The organism is Actinoplanes sp. NPDC048988, from assembly GCF_043197815.1.
Taxonomy (GTDB): domain Bacteria; phylum Actinomycetota; class Actinomycetes; order Mycobacteriales; family Micromonosporaceae; genus Actinoplanes.
This window is the reverse complement of record NZ_JBICTW010000002.1, coordinates 387742-404634: the sequence shown is the minus strand read 5'-3', so window position 1 is coordinate 404634 and position 16893 is coordinate 387742. Positions and strand designations below refer to the sequence as shown.

Here is a 16893-nt window from a genome sequence, read left to right as displayed (position 1 = left end):
GCCCCCCGGTCATTCTGTAGCGAACAGGCTACTTTACGTGCGGAACGCTCAGGCGGGGGAAGGCCGGCACGGGGTGGCCTACACGAGACCCCGATGCCAATTGGGTACGGAGGCGGTCGGCACCCCGCGGCAGGAACGGCTGGGACTCGGTGGCCAGCAGACGACATGTCGCGACCAAAGTGGCCAGCACGGTGTCGAGGAGTTCGGTCGCGGAGCCGTCGCCGCCGCGTTCGGCGCGGGCGAGCTCCCACGGGCGAGTGTCCTCGACCAGCCGATTACCCTCGTCCACCACGGACACGAGCGCGTCCGTGGCGGCTCGAAAGTCGAAATTGCCGAGGGTACGGTCGATACGGGCGGCCAGCGTGGCACTCGCACCGGACAGGCGGGCGCCCGGCGGCACCTGGCCGGCGCGGTACTTGTGAACGAGGGTCAGCGTGCGGTTCACCAGGTTGCCGAGACCGTTGGCCAGGTCGGTGTCGGCCCGGTGGATCAGCCGATCGAGGGTGAAGTCGGTGTCACCGGTTCGGGCCACCTCGCGGAGCAGCCACCAGCGGACCGCGTCCCCGCCGTACCGGTCGGCGAGGCCGGCCGGGTCGACGGCGTTGCCGGCGCTCTTGGCGAGCTTGGCGCCGTCCACGGTGAGGTAGTCGTGCACGAACACGGCGGTCGGCAGGGGGAGACCGGCCGACAGGAGCAGGGCCGGCCAGTACACGGCATGGAAGCGGACGATGCCCTTCCCGATCACGTGCACCCGCTCGGCCGAGTCCACCCACCACCTTTCGTACGCGGGGTCGCCGGTGCCGTAGCCGAGCGCGGTGACGTAGTTGGCGAGGGCGTCCCACCAGACGTACACCACCTGGTCCGGGTCGCCGGGCACCGGAATGCCCCAGCCGCCGGCCCGCGCGGCCGGGCGGGAGACACTGAAATCGGCGAGACCGGCCCGTACAAAAGCAAGAACCTCATTGCGGCGAGCCCGGGGCTCGACGCGCACCCGGCCGCTCTCGAGGATTTCCAGCAGTTGATCCGTGTAGCGGGACAGCCGGAAGAACCAGTTCTCCTCGGCCACGGTTTCGGGAGCCGTCCGGTGCTCCGGACAGAGGCCGCCGGCCAGCTCGGCTTCGGGATAGAACTGCTCGCAGCCGGCGCAGTAAAGCCCCTCATACCGTCGGCGGTAGAAATCACCGGCGGCGGCACACCGACGCCACAGCCGCTCCACACCGGCCGCGTGACGAGGGTCGGAACTGGTGCTGATGAAGTCGTCGAACGACAGGGCGAGGGGTTCGCGCAGCCCGGCGAACCGGGCGGCATTGCCCTCGACAAAGGCCCGAACATCCACCCCGGCGGCGCGCGCGGCGGCGACATTCTTGAGAGCGTTGTCGTCGGTCCCGGTCAGAAACCGCACCGGCCGCCCCCGTGAACGCGCGTGACGTGCGAGAACATCGGCCTGCACAAGCTCCAGCGCATGCCCGAGGTGAGGGGCGGCATTGACGTACGGAATAGCGGTCGTGAAGTAGGAAGTCATGTCTCTCCGCTCGCCCTGCCGGCAGCGGGAGACGACACGACAGACCCCGCACGACAGGGGCCTGGTAGTGGGTCGTGTTGCTAGCGCACGCCGAAGAGCCCCGGGAAGGGGCGCGTCATTCGCTCGAGGCGCGGCGGCATGACCCCGATGGTGTCAGACCCGCCGCACATCAGCCAGTCAGTTGATTCCGGGATCAGCCCCCGTGGATCCGGCGGGGCGATGTGAAACCAGGCGGCGACCGCCAGCATTGAGCCATGTCGCGATCGCGGAACATCCTGTCGTACCGGTCCAGTGGCTCGATTCTCAGCGTCTGCTCGAAGGACTCGATCCTGTCCGTGGCCTCACTCGGCTCGATCCTGTCGGTGGCGTCCGCCGGCTCGATCCTGTCGATCCTGTCGATCGGATCCTTCGGCTCGGTGCTCTCGATCGGCGCCCTGGGCTCGCTTCTGAGCATCGGCGCCTTCGCCACTTTTGCCAGCACCGGTTCCTATGTGCTCACCGGCTTCATCCTCGCGGCCGTCCTGACCGCCATGGCCCTGCTCGCGGTCGTCACCCGGCCGAGAACCCGGCTGAGCTGAGCGCCGGCTCGGGGAGAGTCAAGGATCGGCTAGTAGTTGCCGTTGTTCTGGAAGTTCTGCCAGGCGCCGCACGGCGTTTTGTAGCGGCCCTTCACGTAGCCGAGGCCCCATTTGATCTGGGTGGCGGGGTTGGTCTTCCAGTCGGCGCCCTCGGAGGCCATCTTCTTGCCGGGGAGGGACTGGGGGATGCCGTACGCGCCCGAGGACTTGTTTTCGGCCTTGTAGTTCCAGCCGCTCTCTTTGTCCCACAACTTGTTGAGGCAGGGGAACTGGTCGATGCCGAAGCCGGCTTCGAGCATCAGGGCGCAGCCGATTTCGCGGCTGCCGCTGAACTCGTTGCAGGAGCCGGGGATCGGGCCGCTGTAGGGGACCGGGCCACCGTTCTCCAGGGCCTTCTTCTTCGCCTCGGCCTTCTTCTTGTCCTCGATGACCTGCTTCTCGAGCTCGTGCGCGCGGGCCGCGGTGAGCTTGGCGGCGGCGGCCGCCTTGGCCGCGGCGGCGCCCTCGGCCTCGCGTTGCCAGGCGCGGGCGGCGGCGTGGGTGGCCTGGCGCTGCTTGAGCAAGGTCAGGTCCTGCGCCTCGACCATCAGGTTCACCGGCGCGCCGGAAGCGGCGGGGGACGCGTCCACCCGCTCCTTGCCCAGGTAGACGCCGCCGACCAGTCCCGCCAGAAGCAAGCCGACCGATGCCGCGCGCACGCCGAGGCGGCCCAGACGCCGTTCCACGAGGGAGTCCCTTCGCCGAGGATCAACGGCGAATACCATCACGCATCGACCCCTGTGCGCGAAACAGCAGGACCCGGATGTGACTGTAGTCACATAATGGGGCGAACCCAGGTGGAGATGTGCGACTCGCTCTCGTTGTGGAACGGGTCGCGGGACCACGACTCCCAGCGATGCTCCGGCTCCAGGCCGGCGAGCTGGGCCATGAGGTCGAGTTCGGCCGGCCAGACGTACCGGAAAGGAATCGAGGTCATCTCGCCGTCGACGACGTGGATCGAGGCCATGGCCTGGGTGGCCGGCTCGTACGTGTCGAAGCCGAGCCTCGTGGGGGTGACGGTGAACGGGACGGCGGTCTGGCCGGGCGGCAGCTTGCGCAGCTCCGGGAGCATCACCTCGATCAAGAAGCGGCCGCCGGGACGCAGATGGGCCGCGGCGTTGCGGAACGCGGCGACCTGGCCCTGCTGCGTGGTCACGTTCATGATCGTGTTGAAGACCAGGTAGACCAGGTCGAACTCACCGTCCACGCGCGTGGTGGTGAAGTCGCCGACCGTCACGCCGATGTTCTCGGCGCCGGGCTTGGGACGCAGACGGGCCAGCATCGCGCGGGACATGTCGATGCCATGCACCTCGACGCCGCGCTCGGCCAGCGGGACCGCCACCCGGCCGGTGCCGATCGCGAACTCCAGGGCCCGGCCGCCGCCGGCCAGATCGGCCAGCACGTCAGCGGTCAGCGCCACGACCGCCGGATCGAACTGCGGGTCGTTGGGGATGTCGTACTTCTCGGCGACCTTCTCCCCGAAGAAGCCATCGGCGTCCGTCATTCGATCACGGTAACTCGATCGGCAGCTTCATGCCCTCCAGCGCTGACGCGCAAGGGCAGGTCCGTCGCGCGGGGAGATTGCTCACCGCTTCCAGGAGTACGGATCGGAGGCGCTCCGTGTTCTCGGCGAACACCCGGAAAACCTCCTCCTGGGTGACACCGTGATCGCCCTCGACCCCGGCGTCCAGGTCGGTGACCAGGGCGATCGACGTGTAGCAGAGCCCGAGCTCGCGGGCCAGCACGGCCTCCGGGTGGCCGGTCATGTTGACGATCGTGCCGCCGATCGACGTGAACCAGCGCGACTCGGCGCGGGTGGAGAACCGCGGGCCCTCGACCACCACCATGGTGCCGCCGTCGACCGGATCGACCGGACGGGCGGCCGCCAGCACGACGGCGCGGCCGTCCGGGCAGTACGGGTCGGCGAAGTTCACGTGGACGGCGCCGGAGTCGTAGTAGGTCTGCGCGCGCCCACTGGTCCGGTCGATGAGCTGGTCGGGCACCACGAAAGTGCCCGGGCCGAGCTCGGGCCGGAGGCCACCGACCGCGCAGGGCGCGACGATCTGCCGTACACCCAAAGCGCGAAGCGCCCAAAGATTCGCCCGGTAGGGAATCTTGTGCGGCGGGAAGCGGTGGTCACGCCCGTGGCGCGGCAGGAAGGCGACGCGGCGGTCACCCACTCGGGCGATCGTGATCGGGTCGGACGGCTCACCGTAGGGCGTGGACACGACCTGCTCGACCGCGTCATCCAGGAGGGCGTACAGCCCTGAGCCACCGATGACGCCGATCTCCGCCGCTGCGTTCATGGCCAGACCTTATCGGTGGCCGGAAACTCGGGCTAATGTGCGTTCATGGCGTTGGTGGAAGCGTTGTGCGTGACGCTGCGGGCTGCCCGTGTATAGCGAGGGTCAGCGGATCGGAGGCCGGTCGATGGAGTCCATGACCGGCCGGCTCCTGGTGGCCACCCCCACCCTCAAAGACCCTAATTTCGACCGTACGGTCGTGCTGCTCGTGGCCCACGAGACGGGCGGCGCCCTGGGCGTGGTCCTCAACCGGGCGACGGAGGTCCCGGTCTCCGACGTCCTCGGCACGTGGGGCGAGCTGGCGGGCGACCCGGCGGTCCTGTTCGAGGGCGGCCCGGTGCAGCCCGAGTCGGCGATCTGCCTGGCCCGCACCCGCCCCGAGGTGAAAAAGCGGGTGTCCGGCTTCCACCAGGTGTCCGGAGCCCTGGGCACCGTCGACCTCTCCACCGACCCGGAACGCCTGCGCGACAGCGTGGCCGGCGTCCGCGTCTTCGCCGGCTACTCGGGCTGGTCCGCCGGCCAGCTGGAAGAGGAGATCGCCGCCGGCTCGTGGTTCCTGCTGGACGCCCTGCCCGGCGACCCGTTCATCAACCGCCCGGACGACCTGTGGGCCATGGTCCTGCGCCGCCAGGGCGACATCCTGGCCGCCGTCGCCCACTTCCCACCCGACCCGGCGATGAACTGAGGGGGAGGGGGTCCCGGCGGGCACCCGCCGAGGGTGTGTAGTATTTCCTCCGTGCCCGGGACACCGGGGACAAGCAAGGGGCTGTGGCGCAGCTGGTAGCGCACCACACTGGCAGTGTGGGGGTCAGGGGTTCGAGTCCCCTCAGCTCCACGAGAGCGATGGGCGACCTGTGTCCGCGGAAAGCGCGGACCTGGTCGCCCTCGTCATATCTGCTCCGGGGGCCGAGCCCCCGGAAGCCCCGCGATGCGGTGGTTGCGCTGCGATGCGGTGGTGGCGCTGCGGGGCGGTGGTGGCGCTGCGGGGCGGTGAAGGTGCCGTTCAGTGGGCGGCCTCCGAAGTCGGGCCGGGCGCCGGGAATGGCTGGCGTTTCCCTCGACGGGCATTGTTAGCGTTGGCGGGGTGAGCGGGCGGCCCAGGGCACCGCGCGGCGGCGATGGTGAGCCGCCGTCCCTTCGCCGCGGCCGGGGAGCATCACAGGCGGCGGGCACTGTGGCTCAAGCGCATGAATCTGTCGCGCACGTCTCTCGGGCAGGACGGGCCGCTATGGCGGGTGGGGCCGGCGTCGGGGGCGATCCTAGAGGCGAGTTCCGGCCGGACTTTCCCCGTGGCGCCGACTTCGTCGACAGCGGGTCCGGCTTCACGCGCCGGGCGGCGGACGCCTATCTGCGTATCCGGAACAGTCCCGAAGAGGCGGCCATCGTCGCGGCGAACACGGGGATCGACCCCGCGGTCGTCGCGAGGATGCATCGGAACCTGTTCGTCGAGGAGCACGACATCGCGCTCGGTCCCGATTGGGTCGAACGCGGATATTTCACGCCCGACGATGACATCGCTGACATGTGGGAGGGCGCCGTCCGAGGCGGCCTCAGCGCGGACGAGTCCCTCGACTTCCGTGCGCTCGTCGCTCACGAGTATGTCGAGAACAAGCTGATGGAAGCCGGCTTTCCTTATCGCTCTTCCCATCCGGACTCTTTCAACGCCGAGGGGGACAGCATCGTCAATCCGGCTGACCCCGGTGCCCATGATCTGGCGCCCAACGCTTGGCGGCCGGAGGCTCCGCTTGCACACTGGTCGGCATTCGGTTTGCGAGGGGACGAGCTGGAGATCGCGCCAGACCTGTCGAACCTCGACGAGATCGTGGACGCCGCATTGCGAGGATGGGAACGATGACGCCGGAAGACGCCGTACAGGAGATGGCCGATCGCTTGGCCGCCGTCGATTGGCGACGCGGTGGCGACAAGGCCTGGTCCAGGGCTGCGCTCGTGAAGGAGTACTTCCGGAGGGCGGCCAGGTGGGCGGCTGTTTATGGCTGCGACACCGCTGTGCCCTTCTATGACATCGCCGCGTGCGTCGCCCCGGGCGTCGACGTCGACCAGGAGGTCGTTGACGCCGTGGTCGCGAAGGTGGGGCCCGGCAACCGGTCTGTGCGCCGGCTGGTGCCGTTCATCCTGCGTTGGGCTGCCCTGCGCGGAACTCCCGGCGTCGCGTTGCCAAGCGACCTTGAGGACCCTTTCGAACCTCTGGTACGGCTTTTCGAGCGCGGCGGCGGCTTCCACACCGAGAACGGCGAGGTCAACCTGGAATGGGTGTCCGTGCGTATGGCGGGCTGGCGGGAACGTGCGGGCGATCCACCCATGAACGTCTTCGACGTGCGCGCGCTCGACGAAATGGATCGCGTGGGGTTGCGCGCCTACGTCGGGCACACGACCGGAAACTAGCGGGGTTCAGATCGGAGGCCGTGGAGGAGGAAGTCGAGGCGGCGTTCGTAGTCGGGGCGGGACTGTTTGGCGCAGGTACGCAGGGCGGCGCCGCGTTCCAGGATCAGGTATGTCAGGTCGGTGGGGGTCAGGTCGGGGCGGATGACGCCGGCTGACTGGGCGTCCTCCAGGAGGCGGCGGCCGAAGCGGCTGGCGCGGTCGCACAGGGTGGTCAGCTGCTCCGAGTCGGGCAGGGCCCGGACCAGGACGTCGTTGGCGGCGGGCTCGTCGTACTGCAGGAGCCACATGCGCAGCAGGTACTGCTCGAAGCGGGCCAGCGGGTCGGTCAAGGACGAGACGGCCTCGATGATGTCGGCGATGCGTTCGGCCACCAGGTCGTCGACCACGGCGTCGATCAAGCCGTGGCGGCTGCCGAAGCGGTGGTAGATGGTGCCCTTGCTCACGCCGGCGGCCTTGGCCACCTCGTCCAGCGGGGTGGTCAGGCCGCGGGCGCGGAAAACGTCGAGGGCGGCCCGGCGGATGCCCTCGACGTTGCGTCTCGCGTCGGCGCGCAAGCGGGTCATGCCGGCTGAGTCTGCCGGTCTTCCCAGGCCAGGTCGAGGGCGCGGCGGAACAGCTCGACGGGCTGGGCGCCGGAGACGGCCCGCTTGTTGTCGAAGACGAAGAACGGGACGCCGCTGATGCCCAGCTCGCGGGCGCGGGACAGGTCGGCGCGGATGTCCTTCTCGTAGCCCTTGTTCGCCAAGGTCTGCACCGCCTCGGCGCGGTCGAGGCCCAGCTCGGCCGCCAGGTCGGCCAGGATGCCGTGGTCGGCCAGGTTGAGGCCTTCGGTGAACTCGGCGCGGAACAGGCGCTCGACCATGGCGCTCTCCTGACCGTGTGCCTTGGCCAGGTGGATCACGCGGTGCGCGTCGAGGGTGTTCACCATCTGCGCCTTGGCGAACTGGTAGTCGAGGCCGGCGGCGGCGCCGCGGGAGGCGAGCTGGGCGTGCGAGGCCTCGATCTGCGCCTTCGGCATGCCGTGGCTCTGGGCCAGGTAGTCGTCGGCCAGGACGGCCTCACCGGGCGCGAAGCCGGGGTTCAGCTGGAAGCTGTGGTAGCGGATCCGCACCGCGGAGCCGTGCGGGTGCTGCTCGACGGCCTCGGCGAGGACCGCGTGGCCGAGGTAGCAGAACGGGCAGACGACGTCGCTCCAGATGTCGATCAGGATGGGCTCGGCCGCCCGGCCGAACACGCTGCCGGTCATCAGTCGCACCATCCGTCCGGGGAGCACGCGCCGGCGTCGTCCGACGACTCCAGCCGGATCAGGCCGGCCACCGGGGTGGCCGGCTCCACGATCTCTTCGGGTTCTTCCACTACGTCAGGCTCCATGAGCGAAAAGTAACTCAACTTGACTGGGGCGACAACTTAGCTCGAGAGCAGGAGCCAGTTCACGCGGCGCATCATCTCGCGGGAGCTGAACGGCTTGGGCAGGAAGTCGTCGGCGCCGGCGGCGAGCAGGCGGGCCGGCTCGGCGTGGCCACTGATCATCAGGACCGGGATCTCGGCCGTGGCGGCCGAGTTGTGCAGCTCGGTGCAGACCGCGAGGCCGTCGAGCTGGGGCATCGTGACGTCCAGGATGATCACCTGCGGGCGGCGCTCGACGGCCAGAGTCAGCGCCGAGCGGCCGTTGTCGGCGGTGAGCGTACGGAATCCGGCCACCTGCAGGCGGTACTCGATCACGTCGCGGACCTCGTCGTCGTCGTCCGCGATGAGGATGCTGGGCGCCACCGGCATGGAGAACGGCCGGGAGGACATGGCCCGGGCGAACGCGTCGGTGTCCGTGGGGCGGTCGAGAAGCGCGGTCATGGCTGTTTCCCTTCAAGAAGGTCGCGCAGTTCGGCGACGACCCGTTGCGGCGAGAGCGGCTTGGGCAGGTAGCGGTCGGCTCCGGCGCCGAGGCCCGCGTCGATGTCGTGTGCGTGCGTGTTGGCCGAGATCATGAGGATCGCGGTGTCGCGGCTCGCGGGGTCGAGCCGGGCTATCTGGGTCAGCTCCATTCCGTTGAGCGCGGGCATGCGGACGTCCGTGATGAGGCCGGCCGGGCGGGCGACCTTGAGGATCCGCGCCGCCGTGTTGCCGTCCTTGGCGGCGACGGTGCGGAAGCCGGCCGACTCCAGCGTCACCGTGAGCAGGTCACGGATGTCGCTGTCGTCCTCGGCGATGAGGATGAGGTTCTGGGGCTGAGGCATCGGGGGAGGCCTTTCTGCTCGGACACCCGCCCCATCGGCCGCGTCGGGGTGACCTCCAGGGAGAACCGGGTTGCAGACCGGTAGCGCCTTCGCCGATCGCGAAAAAGTCTTTCCCGCGGCCGCGGCCGGAGGGCAGCGTGAGGCGATGGCGACCTTCTCCCTTCAGGCACAGCCCACCACCGCCGCCGCATGGCTGGACCTCGCGCGGGAGGCCGAGCGGCTCGGCTTCGACGCGCTCACCGTGGCCGACCATCCCGGCGCGTGCGCGTCGCCGTTCGTGGCCCTCGCGGCGGCCGCGGCGGTCACCTCACGGCTGCGGCTGGGGTCGTACGTGTCGAACGCGGGTGTCCGCGAGCCGATCCTGCTCGCCTCCGATGTGGCGACCCTCGACGTCGTCTCGGGTGGCCGGGCGTTCCTGGGCCTGGGCGCCGGGCACACGCCGTCCGAGTGGGAGGCGATCGGCAAGACCAGGCCCGATGTACGCGGCCGGATCGACCACTGCATCGCGGTGGTCGAGGCGACCACGCGGCTGCTGGCCGGCGACGGTCTGGACAAGCCGCGCCCGGTGCAGGCGAAGGTGCCGCTGCTGATCGGTGGTGGCAACACCCGGCTGCTGCGCTGGGCCGCCAGGAACGCCGACCGGATCGGCCTGTCGGGGCTGGGCCGCACCCTCGCCGACGGTCACACGCACGAGGCACGCTGGAGTACCGCCGAGATCGACGCTCAGGTGGAGCTCTGCGGTGACACGCCGACCGAGGCGCTCGTCCAGCGCTTCGAGATCACCGACGACGGCGGGGCGGGTTACGCCGCGTACGCCAAGGAGGCCGAGGTCGAAGAGAGCGACCTGATCGCCGGGCCGTACGCCTTCTTCGGCACCAAGGGCGAGATCTCGGCCAAGCTGGCCGAGATCGAGCGGCGGTGGGGCATGACCCATTTCGCCGTACGGACGACGGCGGCGGCCGAGGTTTTCCGGAGTTAGTCGAACAGCTCGCGCTCGACCCGGGACCGGTATTCGGCGAAGAGATCGCGGTACCGGGTCAGGGCGCCCTGGGCGTCGCCGGCGTCCAGCAGGCGCAGGATGTCGTCGTGGCCCTCGATCCACGTGCTCCAGATGTCGCTCTCGGCGGTCATGGCCAGGATGCGCATCGTCCGGGCCACGACCAGGTCCACCATGGACTGGAGTTCGCGGTTGCCGCTGGCCAGGATGACGATGCTGCTGAAGTCGGCGCCGGCCGCGCTGGCCGCGAGCACGTTGCTGCCGCGCAGTGCCTCGACGAACTCCCGCTGCCGCTGGCGCATCAGCTCGACGTGGGTGGCGGTGAGGTTGTCGACGCCCCACTCGAAGCCCGCGCAGGCGAGCACGCTCATCACGTCGATCAGCTCTAGTGCGTTCTTCTGGGTGACCCGGGTGACGTGGCGGGTGCGGTTGGGCGCGATGTCGATCAGGCCCTCGACCGAGAGCTGGGCGATCGCCTCGCGCACCGGGGTGATGCTCACGCCCAGGCGCTGCGCCAGCTCAGCGTCCTTGATCAGGGTGCCCGGGGACAGCTCGCCGGTGACTATCTCGTTGCGCAGCTGGCGGACGACAGCGGCGGTGCGGGTCGGCGGGACCGCGTAAGACATACGGGCAGGGTACTCAGGGTGACAGTGGGGTGTTCCGCCTACCCACCGAGTTCACCCGTTGTACCCGCCGTGAAGATCAGCTGCCGGCCTTGCAGGCGTCGCTGCCGGCCGGTTTGCCCTCGCTGTCGTCGATCTTCGTGGTCGTGCAGAAGGCGGTCAGGTTGATGTTGGCGGTCATCGCGCCGTCCTCGGTGGAGAGGCCGACCGAGGTGACCAGCACCGCGCGGTCCTGCACGTCCTGCAGCCGGTCGAGGAACCGGTCGATGTTGGACTGGGTGCCCGTCGCGGTGAGCGTGACGGGCACCTCCACGGCCGTCGTCACGGTCTTCGCCGCGGCCGGGTCGCCCGCGGTGAAGTTGCTGACCGCCACGTTCGTGGCGGCGCCCACGGTCTGCAGCATGCGCAGGAAGTCGGGCTCGGCGTAGCTCTCCGGCAGGTTGTCGGCGAGCTCGTTCACCGACGCCTGGTAGGTGGCCCTCTTCTTGTCCTGCGCGGCCAGCTGGGCCACCTCCTTGTTGAGGCGCAGCAGCTGGATGTTGACGTCGTCCGCCTCGGCCTGCACCGCGTCGGTGTCCGAGAGCTTGGGCGAGATCAGCAGGAACCACGTGCCCAGGACGAGCAGGACGATGGCGGCGATCCCGCCGGCCAGCCAGACCTGGTTCGCGCGCCGCGCGTCCATCAGTTCCCCGTTCCGCAGGTGGTGGTGAAGCGGCCGCAGAGGGCCTGGGCGGTGAGGTCGACCGTCAGGGCGAACTTGAAGTTCTTGTCGCTCGTGTCGTACGACACCGACGACGCGTACGGCCGCGTCAGTTCGTCCCGGTCGGCGAGTTTCTCGATGAAGGAGGCGATGTTCCTCTTCTCCGGACCGGACCCGCTCACGGTGATCGTCCCGACGGTCGGGGTCGCGGAATCGGCCGACGACTCCGACAGCGCGCCGCTGAGCTCGGTCAGAGTGACGCCGGCGGCGGTCGCGTCGGCGCGGATGTAGCCGAAGTCGGTCGTCCAGGGAGTGTCGCTCGCCAGCAGGGACTTGAGCTCACCCTGGACCCGCGTCTGGTCGTTCATGAGCCCGGTGACCTTGGCGAACTTCTTCTTGCTCCCGGTCGCCTGCAGGACCATCTCGTTGGCGGTGTCGAGGTTGCTCTGCGCCTCGTCGTGCTGCTGGTGGGCGTAGGCGTACCAGGCCACGAGCACGCCGATCACGAGGATCACGGCGCCGATCAGCAGGAATCTCGTCCGGCGGGCGTTGCGGCCGGCCATGAGCTCGCCCGGCAGCAGGTTCGCGCGGATCGGCAGGATCCGCGCGGCCTGCTCGGGCGAGACGGCCGGGTCGATCGGCATGAGGGTCGTCGTCGATGTCGCCATCAGGCTGCCGCTCCCAGGGTCAGGCCGATCGACACGGCGGCCGACGGCACGAAACTGTCGAAGCCGCGTTCGCGGCCCTTACGCGTGTCCCGCAGGCGGCTGGCGCTGTCCGCGTACATCACGGTGATGCGCAGCTGGTCCTGCAAGTGCTCGGCGAGGCCCGGCATCAGCGCGCTGCCCCCGCAGAGCGCGAGCCGGGTGACCTGTTTCTGGCGCTCGCCCGAGGCGAGATAGGTGAACGAGCTCCGCAGCTCGTTGACGAGCGGGCGGACCGCCTCGGCGGCCGCCTCGACCGTCTCCGGGTTGCCGTCGCCGTGCAGGCCGAAGCGGCACTTGAGCATCTCGGCCTCGCCGGGCGGCACGCCGAGCCGGCTGGCCATGGCGTCGGTGATCTCCTGGCCGCCGCGGGGCACGGTCCGTACGATCAGCGGCTCGCCGTCGGCGTGCACGATCACGCTGGTCACGTCGTACCCGACGTCGACGATCGCCTCGACCTGGGTGTCGAGCCGGGAGGCGGCGCGCAGCATCGCGAACGAGGCCAGGTCGACCGCCTTGACGTGCAGGCCGGCCTTCTCGACGGCGGCCACCGAGCTCAGCACCGCGTCCTTGGGCATGGCGATCAGCAGCCCGCGCACGGTCGGGTTGTCGCCCGGCACCTCGAGCGGGTAGAAGTCCAGCAGCGAACGTTCGACGGCCAGCGGCAGCGCGTCCTTGACCTGGAACGGCAGCGCCAGCTTCATCTCCTTGGGCGGCAGGTTCTGCAGGCTCATCTCCCGGACCACGAGCTGTGGGCTGGTCACCGCGATGCTGACGTTCTTGGAGCCGAACTTGCAGGCCGCCCAGAGCTGCTTGATGGCCGAGGTGACCATCATCGGGTCCTGCACCACGCCGCCGTTGACCGCGCCCGGTGGCAGCGGCACCTGGCCGAAGTTGCTCAGCGAGTAGTCGTCCTTGCCGCGGCGGACCTCGACGGCCCGGATCGAGGACGAGCCGATGTCCAGCCCGATCGGCGGTGCGCCTGCCATCAGAGTCCTTTCAGGCGGAGGGTACGAGGAGGGAGGAGTACCAGTCGGCGATCGGCGCCGCCGCGAAGACCGCGAGAAAGGCGCCGGCGAGCATGTACGGCCCGAAGGGGATCCGGGACTTGCGGCCGGCCCGGCGCGTCGCCATGAGCGCGGCGCCGACCACGCCGCCGAGCAGGAAGGCGGCGAACGCGCCGATCAGCACCGCGCTCCACCCCAGCCAGCCGAGGTAGAACCCGAGCAGCGGGGCGAGTTTCACGTCGCCGCCGCCCATGCCGCTGGGCAGCGCGGCCAGCAGGAAGTAGACGAGGTAGAGGACGGCCGCCGCGACCAGGCCGCGACCGGCCTGGGCCCAGCTGTGGTGGGCGATCACGGCGGGCGCGATCAGAACCAGGGCCACCGCGTACGACGGAAGCACGATCTTGTCGGGCAGGCGCATCACGTCGAGGTCGATCACGGCGAGGGCGATCGCGATCGCCGCGAGATAGAGGTACGCCGGGAGTTCCCAGGTGAGGCCGAACTTGGCCGCCACCGCCACGAACAGGACGGCGGTCAGCGTCTCGACGAGGGGATAGCGGGGGCTGATCGGCGATTCGCAGTCGGCGCACCGCCCGCGCAGCACCAGCCAGCCCAGCACGGGGATGTTGTGCCGGTTGCGGACCTCGGTGCCGCAGGCCGGGCAGTGCGACCGCGGGTGGATCAGCGACTCGTCACGTGGCACCCGGTAGATGACCACGTTGAGGAACGAGCCGACGGCCAGGCCGAGGAGGGCCACCACGATGACCAAGAGCAGCATCGTCGTCGCCCTCCTCTCATGAGCTGGTGTGCCGGGATCAGGGGGTGGTGGTAGTAGTGCCGCAGGTGGCGACGTTCGTGTTCGCTCCGGTCAGCGCCTTCACCGAGCCGCCGACCGTGCTGTCGTAGGCGTAGACCTTGCCGCTGCCGCCGCTGTTGGTCGCGCAGATCTTGTACGAGGCGCCCTTGTTGTTCGGGTCGGTGCCGGTCGCGAGGTAGGTCAGCGTGGTGCCGTCGGAGAGGTTGATCAAGGCGGGCGTACCGGTCGTCGCAGGGGTCGTACTTCCGCTTGCGGCGGCGGTGTTGGCGACCGGGAAGCTGGTGGTCTTGCTCGTGTAATTGGCCGTCGGGTACGAGTTGCTGTTGTCGGTGTAGAACTGCTCGACCTGGCTCACCGCCGCCCGGACGTCGGACTGCGCCGCCTTGTCCGCCGCACCCTTGCGGTAGTTCAGGTAGACCGGCACGGCGATCGCGACCAGGATGCCGATGATGACCACGACGACCAGCAGCTCGATGAGCGTGAAGCCTTCGTCGTCCTTCTTGTTGCGCAGCCGGTTGATGACGTCCTGCATAGGGGGTGCCTCCATGGCGATGTGGGGTCAGGGAGTGACGGCGGGGTCCGTCAATTTGTCTGGATCTGCTGGCCGATGCTGAACATCGGGAGGTAGAGACAGATCACCATCGAGCCGACCACGGTGCCCATGACCAGGACCATGATCGGTTCGATCGATGCGGTCAGGGACTCGGCGGCGCTGTCGACCTCCCTGTCGTAGAAATCGGCAACCTTGTCGAGCATCTGACTGATTTGACCGCTTTCTTCGCCGACTTCGATCATCTGTGTGACCATGGCCGGGAAGATCGGGTGGTTGCGCAGCGCCGAGGACATGGTGTTGCCGTCCCGGACGGCGTTCTGCACGTCCTTCATGGCGCGGTTGATGACCTCGTTGCCGGTGGTCTCGCCGACCACGGTCAGCGCCTGCATCACCGGCACGCCCACGTTGAGCAGCAGGCCCAGGTTGCGGGAGAAGCGGCTCATCGCGAGTTTGCGCAGCAGCGGCCCGAAGACCGGCATCCGCACCTTGAGCTGGTCGACCTTCAGGCGGAAGTCGGCGCTGGTGCGCATCTGCTGCTTGTAGGTGACCGAGGCGGCGACGCCCGCGATGATCACGAGCGGCCCGATCCACACCATGTTGTGGCTGGCTGTGACCAGGAACTGGGTCGGCGCCGGCAGTTCGCCGCCGAGGCTGGCGAACATGTTCTCGAAGATCGGCACGATGAAGATCAGCACCGCGGCGATCAGGATGAAGGTGAACGACAGCACGATGGCCGGATAGGTCAGCGCGCTCTTGATCTTGCCGCGGAGCGCGGTGTCCTTCTCCAGGCTGTTCGCGACCTGCTCGAGCGCCTGGTCGATCATGCCGCCGGTCTCACCGGCCCGGATCATGGCGACCATCAGGCGGGGGAAGACCCGGTCGTGCTTGGCCATCGCGCCGGACAGCGAGGCGCCGGCCGATACCTCGGCCCGCAGCTCGCCGATCGCCTTCTTCAGCGCCGGCGCCGCGGTCTGCTCCTCGAGGATCGCCAGCGACCGCAGCAGCGACATGCCGGACGAGGTCATCGTGGCGAACTGGCGGGCGAACAGCGCCAGGTCCCGGAGCTTGACCCGGCCACCGAGACCCGGGATCTTGAGCTCCCGGTCGAGGCCCTTGCCCGCCTCGCTCAGCTCGAGCGGCGTCTCGCCGCGCTGGCGGAGCAGGTGACCGGCGGCGGCCTCGTTGGGCGCCTCGACGGTGCCCTTGCCCCGGTGCCCGGCGGCGTCGACGCTGCTGTAGCGGTAGACCTTGGTGACCGGCATGTGATCACATCCGTCCCACGAGCCGTTTGAGCTCTTCCGAGGAGTGGCAGAGCTCGAGAGCGGTCGCCATGCTCACGGTCTGCTCGCGGACCTTCTCGGCCAGGTGCTGGTCGAAGGCGAGCATGCCGTCACCGGCGCCGGCCTGCATGAACGAGGGGATCTGGTGCGACTTGCCCTCACGGATGAGGCTGCGGATGGCCGGGGTCGCGGTCAGGATCTCGGCGATCACCACGCGGCCCTTGTTGTCGGCCCGCGGCGCCAGCGCCTGGGTGACCACACCCTGCAGCGAGGCGGCCAGTTGGGCGCGGATCTGCAGCTGCTGGTGCGGCGGGAAGATGTCGATGACGCGGTCGATCGTCTGGGTGGCGCTCTGCGTGTGCAGGGTGGCCAGCACCAGGTGACCGGTCTCGGCCGCGGTCAGCGCGGTGGCCGTCGTCTCCAGGTCGCGGAGCTCGCCGACCAGGATGACGTCCGGGTCCTGCCGCAGGGCGTGCTTGAGCGCGCTCGAGAAGTCCTCGGTGTCCGAGCCGACCTCGCGCTGGTTGACCACGCTGCGCTTGTGCGGGTGCAGGAACTCGATCGGGTCCTCGATGGTGATGATGTGTGCCGCGCGGCTGCGGTTGATCAGGTCGAGGATCGAGGCCAGCGTGGTCGTCTTGCCCGAGCCGGTCGGGCCGGTGACCAGCACGAGGCCGCGCGGCAGGTGGGCGAAGCGGGCCACCGAGTCGGGCATGCCGAGCTCGTCGAGCGGCTTGATCTCGTGCGGGATGGCCCGGAAGACCGCGCCGCACGAGTTGCGCTGCACGTAGAGGTTGCCGCGGAACCGGGAGACGCCGGCGATGCTGTGCGCGAAGTCCAGCTCCTGCTTCTGCTGGAACTCGCTCCACTGCTCGCCGGTGATCGAGGCGCGGGCCAGCAGGGCGGTGTCGGCGGAGTTGAGGTTGCCGTATCCCTGCAGCGGCCGGAGCGAGCCGTTGACCCGGATCATCGGCGGGCTGCCGACGGTCAGATGCAGGTCGGAGCCGCGGGACTCGACCAGGGTGACGAGCATCTGGTTGAGCACGGCCAGGTCGCCCGGCGCGGGCGCGGCCGGCTCGAAGGGCGCCACCTGCTGGGGCACCTGCTGGGTCGTGGACATCTGCTGCGGCATCCTTTTC

The 16893-nt window shown here is 69.3% G+C and carries 22 protein-coding genes and 1 tRNA gene; 6 read left to right on the top strand and 17 right to left on the bottom strand.

Annotated features, from left to right (window positions below; genetic code table 11):
* Positions 1 to 28: 28 nt before the first annotated feature.
* Positions 29 to 1522 (bottom strand): methionine--tRNA ligase, encoded by a 1494-nt coding sequence (gene metG / locus ACGFJ7_RS08920; protein WP_392641660.1) that lies wholly within the window; start codon positions 1520 to 1522, stop codon positions 29 to 31.
* Between the two features lie 254 nt (positions 1523 to 1776).
* Between metG and ACGFJ7_RS08915 the strand changes: the two genes are divergently transcribed.
* The gene (locus ACGFJ7_RS08915; RefSeq protein ID WP_360244705.1) at positions 1777 to 2100 is read left to right on the top strand and encodes a hypothetical protein; all 324 of its coding nucleotides are present in this window, start codon (positions 1777 to 1779) and stop codon (positions 2098 to 2100) included.
* Positions 2101 to 2129: 29 nt separating this feature from the next.
* Here ACGFJ7_RS08915 and ACGFJ7_RS08910 read toward each other — a convergent pair whose 3' ends face one another.
* From ACGFJ7_RS08910 to ACGFJ7_RS08900, 3 genes are all read right to left on the bottom strand, one after another.
* Entirely contained in the window at positions 2130 to 2825 is a 696-nt protein-coding gene (locus tag ACGFJ7_RS08910; protein WP_392641658.1) for a lytic transglycosylase domain-containing protein, read from the bottom strand.
* 89 nt (positions 2826 to 2914) lie between these two features.
* Entirely contained in the window at positions 2915 to 3643 is a 729-nt protein-coding gene (locus tag ACGFJ7_RS08905) for a class I SAM-dependent methyltransferase (RefSeq protein WP_360244699.1), read from the bottom strand.
* A 4-nt stretch (positions 3644 to 3647) separates the two neighbouring features.
* Positions 3648 to 4445, bottom strand: coding sequence for an S-methyl-5'-thioadenosine phosphorylase (locus tag ACGFJ7_RS08900; protein WP_360244696.1), 798 nt, complete (start codon positions 4443 to 4445; stop codon positions 3648 to 3650).
* A 124-nt stretch (positions 4446 to 4569) separates the two neighbouring features.
* On the opposite strand from ACGFJ7_RS08900, the gene ACGFJ7_RS08895 reads away from it, so the two are divergent.
* The 4 genes from ACGFJ7_RS08895 to ACGFJ7_RS08880 all read left to right on the top strand — a co-directional run bounded on the left by ACGFJ7_RS08895 (position 4570) and on the right by ACGFJ7_RS08880 (position 6845).
* On the top strand, positions 4570 to 5127 hold the full coding sequence (locus tag ACGFJ7_RS08895; protein ID WP_360244693.1) for a YqgE/AlgH family protein: 558 nt from the start codon (positions 4570 to 4572) through the stop codon (positions 5125 to 5127).
* 77 nt (positions 5128 to 5204) lie between these two features.
* A tRNA-Ala gene (locus tag ACGFJ7_RS08890) sits at positions 5205 to 5277 on the top strand.
* Between the two features lie 393 nt (positions 5278 to 5670).
* Positions 5671 to 6297, top strand: a complete 627-nt coding sequence (locus tag ACGFJ7_RS08885) for a hypothetical protein (protein WP_392641655.1) — start codon at positions 5671 to 5673, stop codon at positions 6295 to 6297.
* Positions 6294 to 6845, top strand: coding sequence for a hypothetical protein (locus ACGFJ7_RS08880; RefSeq protein ID WP_392641653.1), 552 nt, complete (start codon positions 6294 to 6296; stop codon positions 6843 to 6845). The genes ACGFJ7_RS08885 and ACGFJ7_RS08880 overlap by 4 nt, the downstream gene beginning before the upstream one ends.
* Here the strand turns inward: ACGFJ7_RS08880 and ACGFJ7_RS08875 are convergent.
* Genes ACGFJ7_RS08875 through ACGFJ7_RS08855 form a run of 5 tightly spaced genes read right to left on the bottom strand, consistent with a single transcriptional unit; the run spans position 6842 to position 9076 of the window.
* Entirely contained in the window at positions 6842 to 7408 is a 567-nt protein-coding gene (locus ACGFJ7_RS08875; protein WP_392641651.1) for a TetR/AcrR family transcriptional regulator, read from the bottom strand. The genes ACGFJ7_RS08880 and ACGFJ7_RS08875 overlap by 4 nt on opposite strands.
* Positions 7405 to 8091 carry a DsbA family oxidoreductase gene (locus ACGFJ7_RS08870; protein WP_360244681.1) on the bottom strand — a complete coding sequence of 229 codons (687 nt, stop codon included), beginning with the start codon at positions 8089 to 8091 and terminating at the stop codon, positions 7405 to 7407. Before ACGFJ7_RS08870 ends, ACGFJ7_RS08875 begins: the two co-directional genes overlap by 4 nt.
* Complete coding sequence (locus ACGFJ7_RS08865; protein ID WP_360244678.1) at positions 8091 to 8216, bottom strand: hypothetical protein; 126 nt, start codon at positions 8214 to 8216, stop codon at positions 8091 to 8093. Before ACGFJ7_RS08865 ends, ACGFJ7_RS08870 begins: the two co-directional genes overlap by 1 nt.
* A 36-nt stretch (positions 8217 to 8252) precedes the next feature.
* Positions 8253 to 8693, bottom strand: a complete 441-nt coding sequence (locus ACGFJ7_RS08860; protein ID WP_360244675.1) for a response regulator — start codon at positions 8691 to 8693, stop codon at positions 8253 to 8255.
* On the bottom strand, positions 8690 to 9076 hold the full coding sequence (locus ACGFJ7_RS08855; protein ID WP_392641648.1) for a response regulator: 387 nt from the start codon (positions 9074 to 9076) through the stop codon (positions 8690 to 8692). Before ACGFJ7_RS08855 ends, ACGFJ7_RS08860 begins: the two co-directional genes overlap by 4 nt.
* A gap of 145 nt (positions 9077 to 9221) precedes the next feature.
* On the opposite strand from ACGFJ7_RS08855, the gene ACGFJ7_RS08850 reads away from it, so the two are divergent.
* Entirely contained in the window at positions 9222 to 10055 is an 834-nt protein-coding gene (locus ACGFJ7_RS08850) for an LLM class flavin-dependent oxidoreductase (RefSeq protein WP_392641646.1), read from the top strand.
* Here ACGFJ7_RS08850 and ACGFJ7_RS08845 read toward each other — a convergent pair.
* The 8 genes from ACGFJ7_RS08845 to ACGFJ7_RS08810 all read right to left on the bottom strand — a co-directional run bounded on the left by ACGFJ7_RS08845 (position 10052) and on the right by ACGFJ7_RS08810 (position 16874).
* Complete coding sequence (locus tag ACGFJ7_RS08845) at positions 10052 to 10699, bottom strand: GntR family transcriptional regulator (protein WP_360244666.1); 648 nt, start codon at positions 10697 to 10699, stop codon at positions 10052 to 10054. The two genes, ACGFJ7_RS08850 and ACGFJ7_RS08845, sit on opposite strands and share 4 nt — an antisense overlap.
* 76 nt (positions 10700 to 10775) lie before the next feature.
* Entirely contained in the window at positions 10776 to 11378 is a 603-nt protein-coding gene (gene pilO / locus ACGFJ7_RS08840) for a type 4a pilus biogenesis protein PilO (RefSeq protein WP_360244663.1), read from the bottom strand.
* A complete protein-coding gene (locus ACGFJ7_RS08835) occupies positions 11378 to 12064 on the bottom strand; it encodes a hypothetical protein (protein ID WP_360244660.1) in 687 nt (228 codons plus the stop codon). The genes pilO and ACGFJ7_RS08835 overlap by 1 nt, the downstream gene beginning before the upstream one ends.
* The gene (gene pilM, locus ACGFJ7_RS08830) at positions 12064 to 13089 is read right to left on the bottom strand and encodes a type IV pilus assembly protein PilM (RefSeq protein ID WP_360244657.1); all 1026 of its coding nucleotides are present in this window, start codon (positions 13087 to 13089) and stop codon (positions 12064 to 12066) included. Before pilM ends, ACGFJ7_RS08835 begins: the two co-directional genes overlap by 1 nt.
* 10 nt (positions 13090 to 13099) lie before the next feature.
* Complete coding sequence (locus ACGFJ7_RS08825; protein ID WP_360244654.1) at positions 13100 to 13882, bottom strand: prepilin peptidase; 783 nt, start codon at positions 13880 to 13882, stop codon at positions 13100 to 13102.
* 37 nt (positions 13883 to 13919) lie between these two features.
* Positions 13920 to 14453: a type II secretion system protein gene (locus tag ACGFJ7_RS08820; protein WP_360244651.1), complete on the bottom strand. Its 534-nt coding sequence runs from the start codon at positions 14451 to 14453 to the stop codon at positions 13920 to 13922.
* Between the two features lie 50 nt (positions 14454 to 14503).
* Positions 14504 to 15736: a type II secretion system F family protein gene (locus tag ACGFJ7_RS08815; protein ID WP_360244648.1), complete on the bottom strand. Its 1233-nt coding sequence runs from the start codon at positions 15734 to 15736 to the stop codon at positions 14504 to 14506.
* Positions 15737 to 15740: 4 nt separating this feature from the next.
* Positions 15741 to 16874, bottom strand: coding sequence for a type IV pilus twitching motility protein PilT (locus ACGFJ7_RS08810; protein ID WP_360244645.1), 1134 nt, complete (start codon positions 16872 to 16874; stop codon positions 15741 to 15743).
* Positions 16875 to 16893: the final 19 nt, after the last annotated feature.

Excerpts from the sequence above, each read along its gene's own strand:
- ACGFJ7_RS08820 (WP_360244651.1), bottom strand. The coding sequence starts at position 14,453 with ATGCAGGACGTCATCAACCGGCTGCGCAACAAGAAGGACGACGAAGGC.
- ACGFJ7_RS08915 (WP_360244705.1), top strand. The coding sequence starts at position 1,777 with ATGTCGCGATCGCGGAACATCCTGTCGTACCGGTCCAGTGGCTCGATT.
- ACGFJ7_RS08855 (WP_392641648.1), bottom strand. The coding sequence starts at position 9,076 with ATGCCTCAGCCCCAGAACCTCATCCTCATCGCCGAGGACGACAGCGAC.
- ACGFJ7_RS08875 (WP_392641651.1), bottom strand. The coding sequence starts at position 7,408 with ATGACCCGCTTGCGCGCCGACGCGAGACGCAACGTCGAGGGCATCCGC.
- ACGFJ7_RS08835 (WP_360244660.1), bottom strand. The coding sequence starts at position 12,064 with ATGGCGACATCGACGACGACCCTCATGCCGATCGACCCGGCCGTCTCG.
- pilM (WP_360244657.1), bottom strand. The coding sequence starts at position 13,089 with ATGGCAGGCGCACCGCCGATCGGGCTGGACATCGGCTCGTCCTCGATC.
- metG (WP_392641660.1), bottom strand. The coding sequence starts at position 1,522 with ATGACTTCCTACTTCACGACCGCTATTCCGTACGTCAATGCCGCCCCT.
- ACGFJ7_RS08845 (WP_360244666.1), bottom strand. The coding sequence starts at position 10,699 with ATGTCTTACGCGGTCCCGCCGACCCGCACCGCCGCTGTCGTCCGCCAG.
- ACGFJ7_RS08870 (WP_360244681.1), bottom strand. The coding sequence starts at position 8,091 with ATGACCGGCAGCGTGTTCGGCCGGGCGGCCGAGCCCATCCTGATCGAC.
- ACGFJ7_RS08885 (WP_392641655.1), top strand. The coding sequence starts at position 5,671 with ATGGCGGGTGGGGCCGGCGTCGGGGGCGATCCTAGAGGCGAGTTCCGG.
- ACGFJ7_RS08850 (WP_392641646.1), top strand. The coding sequence starts at position 9,222 with ATGGCGACCTTCTCCCTTCAGGCACAGCCCACCACCGCCGCCGCATGG.
- ACGFJ7_RS08810 (WP_360244645.1), bottom strand. The coding sequence starts at position 16,874 with ATGTCCACGACCCAGCAGGTGCCCCAGCAGGTGGCGCCCTTCGAGCCG.
- ACGFJ7_RS08865 (WP_360244678.1), bottom strand. The coding sequence starts at position 8,216 with ATGGAGCCTGACGTAGTGGAAGAACCCGAAGAGATCGTGGAGCCGGCC.
- ACGFJ7_RS08900 (WP_360244696.1), bottom strand. The coding sequence starts at position 4,445 with ATGAACGCAGCGGCGGAGATCGGCGTCATCGGTGGCTCAGGGCTGTAC.
- ACGFJ7_RS08815 (WP_360244648.1), bottom strand. The coding sequence starts at position 15,736 with ATGCCGGTCACCAAGGTCTACCGCTACAGCAGCGTCGACGCCGCCGGG.
- ACGFJ7_RS08860 (WP_360244675.1), bottom strand. The coding sequence starts at position 8,693 with ATGACCGCGCTTCTCGACCGCCCCACGGACACCGACGCGTTCGCCCGG.
- ACGFJ7_RS08905 (WP_360244699.1), bottom strand. The coding sequence starts at position 3,643 with ATGACGGACGCCGATGGCTTCTTCGGGGAGAAGGTCGCCGAGAAGTAC.
- ACGFJ7_RS08895 (WP_360244693.1), top strand. The coding sequence starts at position 4,570 with ATGGAGTCCATGACCGGCCGGCTCCTGGTGGCCACCCCCACCCTCAAA.
- pilO (WP_360244663.1), bottom strand. The coding sequence starts at position 11,378 with ATGGACGCGCGGCGCGCGAACCAGGTCTGGCTGGCCGGCGGGATCGCC.
- ACGFJ7_RS08825 (WP_360244654.1), bottom strand. The coding sequence starts at position 13,882 with ATGCTGCTCTTGGTCATCGTGGTGGCCCTCCTCGGCCTGGCCGTCGGC.
- ACGFJ7_RS08880 (WP_392641653.1), top strand. The coding sequence starts at position 6,294 with ATGACGCCGGAAGACGCCGTACAGGAGATGGCCGATCGCTTGGCCGCC.